The sequence below is a fragment of the Pseudidiomarina xizangensis genome (genome assembly GCF_052541995.1).
Genome location: NZ_JBOBQA010000007.1, coordinates 1 through 8,102, shown reverse-complemented (window position 1 = coordinate 8,102; position 8,102 = coordinate 1). Strand labels below are relative to the sequence as shown.

The 8,102-nt window shown below is 48.3% G+C and carries 10 protein-coding genes; 3 read left to right on the top strand and 7 right to left on the bottom strand.

Annotated elements, in window-relative coordinates; translation table 11 throughout:
• The 4 genes from ACQ5ES_RS11600 to ACQ5ES_RS11585 form a co-directional block, all read right to left on the bottom strand.
• Positions 1–324: diguanylate cyclase (locus ACQ5ES_RS11600; RefSeq protein WP_445017020.1), on the bottom strand; the 324-nt coding region annotated here is incomplete at its 3' end.
• A 66-nt stretch (positions 325–390) separates the two neighbouring features.
• A complete protein-coding gene (locus ACQ5ES_RS11595; RefSeq protein ID WP_445017018.1) occupies positions 391–1,500 on the bottom strand; it encodes a GAF and PAS domain-containing protein in 1,110 nt (369 codons plus the stop codon).
• A 185-nt stretch (positions 1,501–1,685) separates the two neighbouring features.
• Positions 1,686–3,509, bottom strand: coding sequence for an SLC13 family permease (locus ACQ5ES_RS11590; protein WP_445017016.1), 1,824 nt, complete (start codon positions 3,507–3,509; stop codon positions 1,686–1,688).
• Positions 3,506–3,907, bottom strand: coding sequence for an ectoine synthase (locus ACQ5ES_RS11585; RefSeq protein ID WP_445017014.1), 402 nt, complete (start codon positions 3,905–3,907; stop codon positions 3,506–3,508). Before ACQ5ES_RS11585 ends, ACQ5ES_RS11590 begins: the two co-directional genes overlap by 4 nt.
• Before the next feature lie 225 nt (positions 3,908–4,132).
• Here ACQ5ES_RS11585 and ACQ5ES_RS11580 point away from each other — a divergent pair, with 225 nt between their 5' ends.
• Entirely contained in the window at positions 4,133–5,188 is a 1,056-nt protein-coding gene (locus ACQ5ES_RS11580; protein ID WP_445017012.1) for an isopenicillin N synthase family dioxygenase, read from the top strand.
• Here ACQ5ES_RS11580 and ACQ5ES_RS11575 read toward each other — a convergent pair.
• Positions 5,185–5,814 (bottom strand): mobile mystery protein B, encoded by a 630-nt coding sequence (locus ACQ5ES_RS11575; RefSeq protein ID WP_445017010.1) that lies wholly within the window; start codon positions 5,812–5,814, stop codon positions 5,185–5,187. The genes ACQ5ES_RS11580 and ACQ5ES_RS11575 overlap by 4 nt on opposite strands.
• The gene (locus tag ACQ5ES_RS11570; RefSeq protein WP_445017008.1) at positions 5,814–6,281 is read right to left on the bottom strand and encodes a mobile mystery protein A; all 468 of its coding nucleotides are present in this window, start codon (positions 6,279–6,281) and stop codon (positions 5,814–5,816) included. Before ACQ5ES_RS11570 ends, ACQ5ES_RS11575 begins: the two co-directional genes overlap by 1 nt.
• Positions 6,282–6,421: 140 nt before the next feature.
• Between ACQ5ES_RS11570 and ACQ5ES_RS11565 the strand changes: the two genes are divergently transcribed.
• Positions 6,422–6,550 carry a hypothetical protein gene (locus tag ACQ5ES_RS11565; protein WP_445017006.1) on the top strand — a complete coding sequence of 43 codons (129 nt, stop codon included), beginning with the start codon at positions 6,422–6,424 and terminating at the stop codon, positions 6,548–6,550.
• A 362-nt stretch (positions 6,551–6,912) separates the two neighbouring features.
• On the top strand, positions 6,913–7,110 hold the full coding sequence (locus ACQ5ES_RS11560; RefSeq protein ID WP_445017004.1) for a HipA N-terminal domain-containing protein: 198 nt from the start codon (positions 6,913–6,915) through the stop codon (positions 7,108–7,110).
• Between the two features lie 48 nt (positions 7,111–7,158).
• Here the strand turns inward: ACQ5ES_RS11560 and ACQ5ES_RS11555 are convergent, their stop codons facing one another.
• A complete protein-coding gene (locus ACQ5ES_RS11555) occupies positions 7,159–7,896 on the bottom strand; it encodes an endonuclease/exonuclease/phosphatase family protein (RefSeq protein WP_445017002.1) in 738 nt (245 codons plus the stop codon).
• Between the last annotated feature and the right edge of the window lie 206 nt (positions 7,897–8,102).

Sequence of the window (8,102 nt, the reverse complement as noted above, 5' to 3'; positions counted from 1 at the left end):
CCGGACTGCGCCTTTAATTCGGTTGGCAAGTGTTTTCAGGACCTCATCTCCAACCTGATGTCCATAAGTATCGTTAATCGTTTTGAAACCATCTAAATCTAGAAAGAGCAAAGCTGACACTTCACCAGAGCGTTCCGCTCTGGCTATCGCTCCTGTCAGTATTTCGATTAATGCCTCGCGATTAGGCAAACCAGTCAAGGTGTCGTGAGTCGCCTGGTGTTTCAAGTCGCGCTCAAGTTTTTTTTGCGCGGTGATGTCATGGAACACCACAACAGCGCCGCTATCCTTGGTACTTTCCGATCCGTACGCTGAACTGTTAGCCATAAACGTTCGTTCTGGCTTACCTTTCGGGCGTACTATCAGTTCAAAATTGTTCAAATTCTCGCCCTTTCAGGCACGGTAAAGTGGCAACTCTTCGGCCGTAAGCAGGTGCTCCCCCGTTGCATCATAAACCTTATAATGTTGCGCCCATTCCTCAGCTCCTGAGCTTATCGGCTCACCAAGATACTCGCGGGCGGCGCGGTTGAAAAAGGTCAAAATACCCGATTCATCGCAAGCGGCAACACCTGCATCTATATTATTCAAGAGAGCCTCAAGCAACTGATGTTCATACTCGCTCTTTTGCAATAGTTGTTCTCTTTCAGTAATGTCGACGATGACAAGGGTGAAACCGTTTTGCTGCCCATCCACGCCTTTTAATGGCGCTACTGATAATTCAAGATGTCGCTGGTAGCCGTCCGCTAACCGAATATCGAACAGCTCACCCCGAACAATGCCGTCTTTAGGCATTTGCTGCGACATCTCAAATAGTTTATCTGACATTGCTTCGTTGATAACGGCTAACTGTTCGCCAACTGCGTTGCTTGCTTTAACACCAATCAAGGTCTCAGCACTGGAATTCCACACATCTATACGTTGCTGCCTGTCACAGGTAATAATGGCCAAGGGCGAAGCCAGAATAACTGCTGCCAATTTTTGATTGCTGCGCTGTAACTGAGTACTAACAGATTCCAATTCTAAATGCCCCATTTCAGCTTCCACAATTTCTGCCAGATTTTGCAATGCTTCAATATCACTTGTCGTTATCTCACGAGGTTTAATGTCAAGCACGCAGAGCGTACCAACAATATGATCACCCGGCCCACGCAAGGGAATACCAGCATAAAAGCGAACCCCAGGCGCCCCCTTTACATAGATATTATTCGTAAAGCGTGGGTCTTGCGCCACATCCGTGACGATGAAAGGCGAATAACTATCAAGCGCATGACTACAAAATGAAAATTTACGTGGAGCCTCACATACATCCATTCCAAAATGCGCTTTAAACCATAGTCTGTTTTCATCTACCAGGCTAATAAGTGCAATTGGCGCATCCATTATATGCGCAGCGAGACGCGTTAAGCGGTCAAAACGCCGCTCGGCAGGGGTATCGAGGATATGTAGGGCTCTCAGCGCCACAAGGCGCTCGGCCTCATTCATCGGAATATTTAAAACCGTCATACCAAGAACCCCACCGCAAGCGAATCAAAGTTTACATCAGTCAACATCGTTCAAGCGGCTTTTAAAAGTTAATATTAAGTGGCGAAAAGAAAATAATATCTGATCAATGCTTCCTCTACCACTCTAGACTTCAGGCGGCCAAATTAACTACGCCACTACAGTTCTCACTGCGTAACTACGTTTAGTTACAGCGGCCACACGATCAGAATCAGAGGCATGGAAACGCCTAGTACTAGCACTTGGATGGGTAGACCCAGCTTCCAGTAGTCTCCGAATCGGAATCCGCCAGGACCCAATATCAGCGTATTATTCTGATGCCCAATCGGCGTTAGAAACGCACAAGAAGCGCCAATGGCAACGGCCATCAGAAATGAATCCGGGTTGACGTTGAGTACCGATGAAATACTAATTGCTATGGGGCACATGACCGCTGCGGTGGCGGCATTGTTCATTAAGTCGGACAAGAACATCGTCACCAACAAAATAGCCAGCAAACCAATAATGGCATTGCCCTGAGCAACGCTATCGACCAGGAATGTAGCGATAAGCGCAGCAGTTCCCGTTGATTCCATCGCCCCGGCAACGGGTATCAATGCTCCCAGCAGAACAATGACCGGCCAATCAACCGCTTCGTAAACTTTGCGCAGCGATACCGTGCCGACTGCCATGGAGACGAGTACCCCCAAGGCAAAGGACACAGCGGCTGGCAGCCACCCGAGTGCGGCGACAGCGATGGCACCGAGCATGATTGAACTGGCTTGCCAAATTTTGGCTTTGCTTGGAATGCGGAGCTCGCGTTGCGCCAATGGCACGCAGCCGTTGTCCGCGGCAAATTCTGCAATAGCCTCAGGTGGACCTTGCATCAGCAGTAAATCACCAGATTGGAAGTTGATCGCCCGGAGCCGCTTCATCGTGCGTTTACCCTCGCGCGAAAATGCGAGCAAATTAATGCCATAGCGCGTGCGCAGCAGGATGTCTTTGGCGGAGTGTCCTACGAGTCGGGAGCTTGGTTGCACGACTAACTCTAAAAGCGCGATTTCGCTTTGTTTGCTCTCTTCGTTGTCGTCGTCTTGGTCGGTTTCCGTTTGATCCTTCGCTTCAATTTCTTTTTCGTCATCTTCGACCGACTCTTCCAGTTTAAGACCCAGTATGGATAACACATCCTTGAGCGCGTCGGCTTCTGCTTCCAACATTAATATGTCGCCAGCATGAACGCGCCGCCCTGGATTTGCGGCAATGATTTTTACCTCGTGCTGCACAATGCCAATGATCTGTGCATCGACATCTTTCAGTTCAGCTTCAATTTCATGCAAGGATAAGCCGTCAGACTTGCTCCCTTCTTCGACCCGGACCTCGGTGATGTACGCACCTGATTCAAAGCCCTCGAGTCCCGACTGTTTGCGTGCAGGCACCAGTCGCCGGCCAATGACTGCGATAAAAATCACGCCTGTGGCGGCAACGGCAAGTCCAATAGGAGTGAAGTCAAACATACCGAAACTGCCTAAGCCTGCTTCCGCCCGAAAGCCTGAAACAATGATGTTAGGCGGTGTTCCCACCAGGGTAGTCATGCCACCTAAAATGGTGCCGAAAGCGAGGGGCATCAATACCTGGCCTGGGGTAAGCTCCAGCCGTTTCGACACCTGTACGGCAACTGGCATTAACAAAGCCATAGCGCCAACGTTATTCATAAAGCCCGAGAGCAAGGCACCTAAACCAACCAGCGCACTTATGCTCACGATTGTACCCGCGTTGGCGGGCAGAGCGACACGCGTCAGCGCGTCAACCGCGCCTGAGTTTTGCAGACCTTGACTCAATATAAGTACACAGGCGACGGTGATGACAGCCGGGTGGCCAAAGCCGCTAAATGCAGCAGAACCATCAACGAGCCCAGCAATAACGCAAGCTAAAAGTGCCGCCAAAGCCACCATGTCGTGGCGCCAGCGACCGAGCAAAAACATCACCACGGTCGCCAGCAGAATGGCGAGAATAAACCATTGATCTAGCGTCATAAGTCGGTGACTACCTCGGCTTCAAGAGGATATGCACCGTCTGCTCCATGAATTTCTTTGCCGTTCAGCGGCGGGTTGAATACACAAGCCAATTGCAATTCTGATTGAGCCTTAAGAATGTGGTTATCGTTGTTGTTCAGCATGTACACCGTGCCAGGCTTAATCGGGTGTTCAATGCCCGTGGCCAAATCCAAAATAGAGCCTTCGCCACTAATACAGTAAACCGTCTCTAAATGATTCTTATAATGAATCGGCGTTTCGGTGTTGGCATAGATGGTGGTGATATGAAAGGAGTAGCCCATATTATCGTCTTTGAGCGACATTCTGACACTGTTCCAGGTTTCACCATCCACTTTTCGGTCTGAATTACGGCAATCTTCTAATGTTCGTACAATCATGCAGATTTCTCCTCGCAAAGCCCGTAGGCGTTCATTTGATTACATAAAACTAACGCGCTTTCGCGTCAGTGTATATAACCAAACACGTTTCTGAATCGTGAAATCGAAGTGGCAAGTAAACAGGCGCTATAGCGAAACAATCTAACTTAGAGAGATTGGTTCGTTCATAAATTATACGCAGCGGCCTATAGTGAGCGCGATTACGCTAATAAGGAGCGCTTACCTATGTACGCTTACGCTGCGACACTACCCATTATCTCTATGGCCTCGCTCGATTCTGACGAAGGCTTGGCGCAATTGCGTCATGCAGCCAGTGAAGTCGGCTTTTTCTATCTTGTCGACCACGGTTTAAGCGACGCCGCGCAGCAAGATTACCTGGCGTTGAGCAAGCAGTTCTTTCAGCTCTCGAGCGAAGAAAAACAAAGGGTTGATATGATTCATTCGCCCCATTTTCGCGGTTATAACTCAGTGGGCAATGAAATGACCGCCGGTCGGCTAGATGCACGCGAACAATTTGACTGGATGAACGAAGAGCTGACGCTGGCGCCAGAGCAACTTCAGTACCCATGGCAAAAATTGATTGGACCTAACTTATGGCCTGGCGCCATGCCAACACTTAAACCGGCACTTTCGACGCTGCAACGTAAATTGAGCGACATAACGGTGAATTTATTGCAGAAACTTTGCGCATCACTGGGTGTCGACCGCAATGCGCTCGACGCAACAATAGGCGAACAGCCCTACACTCATGCCAAGCTCATCCGTTATCCTGCGCAGCAATCTACACAGCAAGGGGTTGGCGCGCACAAAGATCCGGGTTATCTGACGTTGGTGATGCAGGATTCACAAAGTGGGCTCAAGGTTGAGCGGGGTGACGAGTGGGTCGATGTCGAGCCAATTCCGGGCGCACTTGTGGTGAACATTGGCGAGCTGTTGGAGCTGGCGTCGAATGGCTTTTTGAAAGCCACAAATCATAAAGTTGAGAGTCCTACACAAGGTACTGAGCGTTATTCGATTGCGTTTTTTATGGCAGCGCAATTATCAGCGACAGTGCCGGTATTGGCTTTACCACCGGAGCTAAAGACACGAGCATTAGGACCATCGATTGACCCAGCTAATCCATTACTGACCGATGTTGGCAATAATGTGTTGAAAGGGCGCTTGCGCTCACACCCGCATGTAACCAGAAAACATTATTGCGATAAGCCTTTGAGGCATCTTCTCGAGAAGAGTTTTGCTTACATGCCGACGGCTGAAATTTGTGACGACTGTCGGGTTTAAGTTGTCTGCGACTTTGACGTCTCCCCAACAAGTAGAGCCGAGTGGGGCGATACAAAGGCAATGAGTGCCTGAAAATCACCCGCATCGGCAGAACGGAGGGCGGTAATATAATTTTTGCGGCGCTCATTATCCGCTTGCAGATTAAAGCCACTTGCCCAAGCGATAGGAGGGTGGTTGTATGCTTGTTCAAGCATGATATCGGTAGCAATACGAGCGTGCCTACCATTGCCATTCGCAAATAGATGTATCTGCACCAAACGATGATGAAATCGAGCTGCAGCTTCTAGAGGCGGGAAAGTCTCATGCTCGGCCCAGTATTTTGAGTTATCGAGCAACAGACGTATCTGCATCGAAATGTGGAGCGGATCGATACCGATGTTTTTCTCTGTAAGACGGTATTCACCTGCCCATGTCCAGACATCGCCGAAAAGCTTTTTGTGTAGTGTTCTAATGAAGCCATCATCGAAGACTGAGCCGCCCCGCTGGCGCGATATCCATGCAAGACCTTGTTCAATGTTTGCTTGCTCTAGCTCATCTAGTTCGCCGCGAGTCGAAACATGTTTAAACTTAAGTCCCTGCATTTCATCAGGGTCGAGAGGAGTGGCTCCGTCTGGCTCTTCAAACACTATTTCAGGTCCCAGAAATCGGTCGGCATATCCCGGATGAGTTCACCCGTCAGTTCATCAATTCGCTGTGCAGTTTGTTGTCTCGTTAACGATTGCATTTCCAAAGCCATATGAGAGCTGGCCCGCATGACCAGAGCTTCAGCTCTGCGCCGCGCTTGGGTTTGAATAAGGTCAGCAACTTCCCCATTATCAGGAACGATAGCATAGACGAATCGTCCACCCATTGCTTCGGCGAACTTCTGCATCTGCTTGATCGTTATGGCTCCGTTCAACTCGTTGCGCTCGGCCTGATAAATAGCGTTGCGGCTAACCCCAGCGCGTCTTGCAACCTGCGCACCTGACATTCCTAGAGCCTTACGCAACCCCGAAAGCCACCCATCTGGTGGGCTCCTTAGGTTTTCTAGTTGTTTTGCAGCGTTATTTACAATCTGCACATAGTGTTTTTTAACGGTACTTTTTACGCTCATTGCATATCACCTTATTGGCATGTTAGTCTAAGATGCACATATATTGATATACTATTCGACTTATTTTGTCAATTAAATGATATTCAAATCAAGCAGGTTGAATATTAAGAAATGCTATCTTTAAGCTAGAGCGACTGTCGATGTCTGATAAAACCACGCGCAATCTCAGTAGAAATACTGCCGAAGTGCCAGAAGTTGTCGGTGTTGGTGTTGATATTGACCGCTACGACCATCTGATAGCGGGGGATAACCATCAACCAGCTTTGTGAGCCGCGGGGTCAGCGGTATCGAATTGTCCATAGGGAGGCAAGTCACTCAGGCTGATGAGAGTTGTGAGAGTAAAGCGTATGCTTGGGTTATTCAATGGGTAGTGATTGAGGCAAACCGAAATGGCGCACCCGCCAGGCAAGAGCGTTTTATCCTAACTATCGAGACCTTCAAAACGCATTTTATTTATGAACCTAACTTCATCTATGAGGTGTACTCATGATCATTCAGCGTCCGGCCGACTTGGCCGCACAGGGGAAATGCACACATCGACCTTGCTACGTGTTTTTGCAGCGCTAGGTATTCAGCTAAACGCCGACACCGTTAAAGAAAGCGCGCCAACTAGCAATGAGGTTATTTGGTAATGGGCCGGCGCAAACTTGAGAGTACACTGTATTGCCACATGAACGACCAGTTTGTTGGCACGTTGACATCGCGTTTGAATATTTTGAGTTTTCAATATTCTGATAGCTGGCTAAGTTCCAAGTTTGCACGGGCAATTTCCGTATCTATGCCGTTAACTGATCAGGAATACGCTGGCGACGCAGATAAAGAATATTGAAGCGTGATCGAACTAGCTGAGCACCTGTAAGCCAAGCTGCATGCGTCGCTATAACTTAAATCGTGCATAAAGAGGGTTATGGTCAGAAACTTTACGTGTATCGATCGCGGAGGTTCCTTGTAGCGACAGGTCGCGGTAGAAGATGAAGTCGAGAGGGTGTTGCCGGTAGGTTTTAATATGATGTGGGTCGACCATAATGGCGTGCCGTAAACCCACGCTGCGACAGAATTGCAGCAAGCGCAAGCGGCGTTGACGGCTCCACACGTTAAAATCGCCGGCCACAATAAGCGGTCCTTTGTGTCCTAATAGCTCTTCTTTGATGAATTCTATTTCTTGAGAAAATTGGTTCGCACGAACAAAGTTCATAGCATGAACATTGACGACTAACAGTGAGCCGCCCCCTGCTAACGAGTGATACGAGAGCATGTAACTTTTGTGTGTGGCGAACATGCCTTCGCGCTTTCTGCTTAGTCGAGTTTGAGCTTCTGTAAAAGCATACTTGCTTGCGGTGAGTACACCATAAACAGAGCGACGTGTTTGCATATTTGGAGCAATAGCATAAGACCATTGTGGTAGTAACCAGTTATTTTTCGTCGTCAGTTTTGCCTCTTGAAGCAACAAAAATAGACAGGGGTAGTTTGCTAAAACGCCAGTCAAAACACGTTGAAAATCTGGTGTTTCGGTAAGTTTTTGAGTATTCCAACACAACACACCAAATTCTTCGCCATGATGAATAGGATGATCGTGTATGAACTGCTGAGGAATCACGGTTTTTGGTTTAAGCACAGCTCCGCCTTTATTAGAAATCCGCAGACTGATTATTTTTCAAACAGTATGGATTGTAGACTTTTCATTGATGTTTAGCATTAGCTGCAGCTGTAATTTTGAGGGTACGAAGCGTTCGCCGATTTCATGCGTTTGCTCATCGTAAAAGTTCATATCCCGTTTGTAACAACAAAAGAATTTAATTGCCGCTTTTTTTTATCGTAATT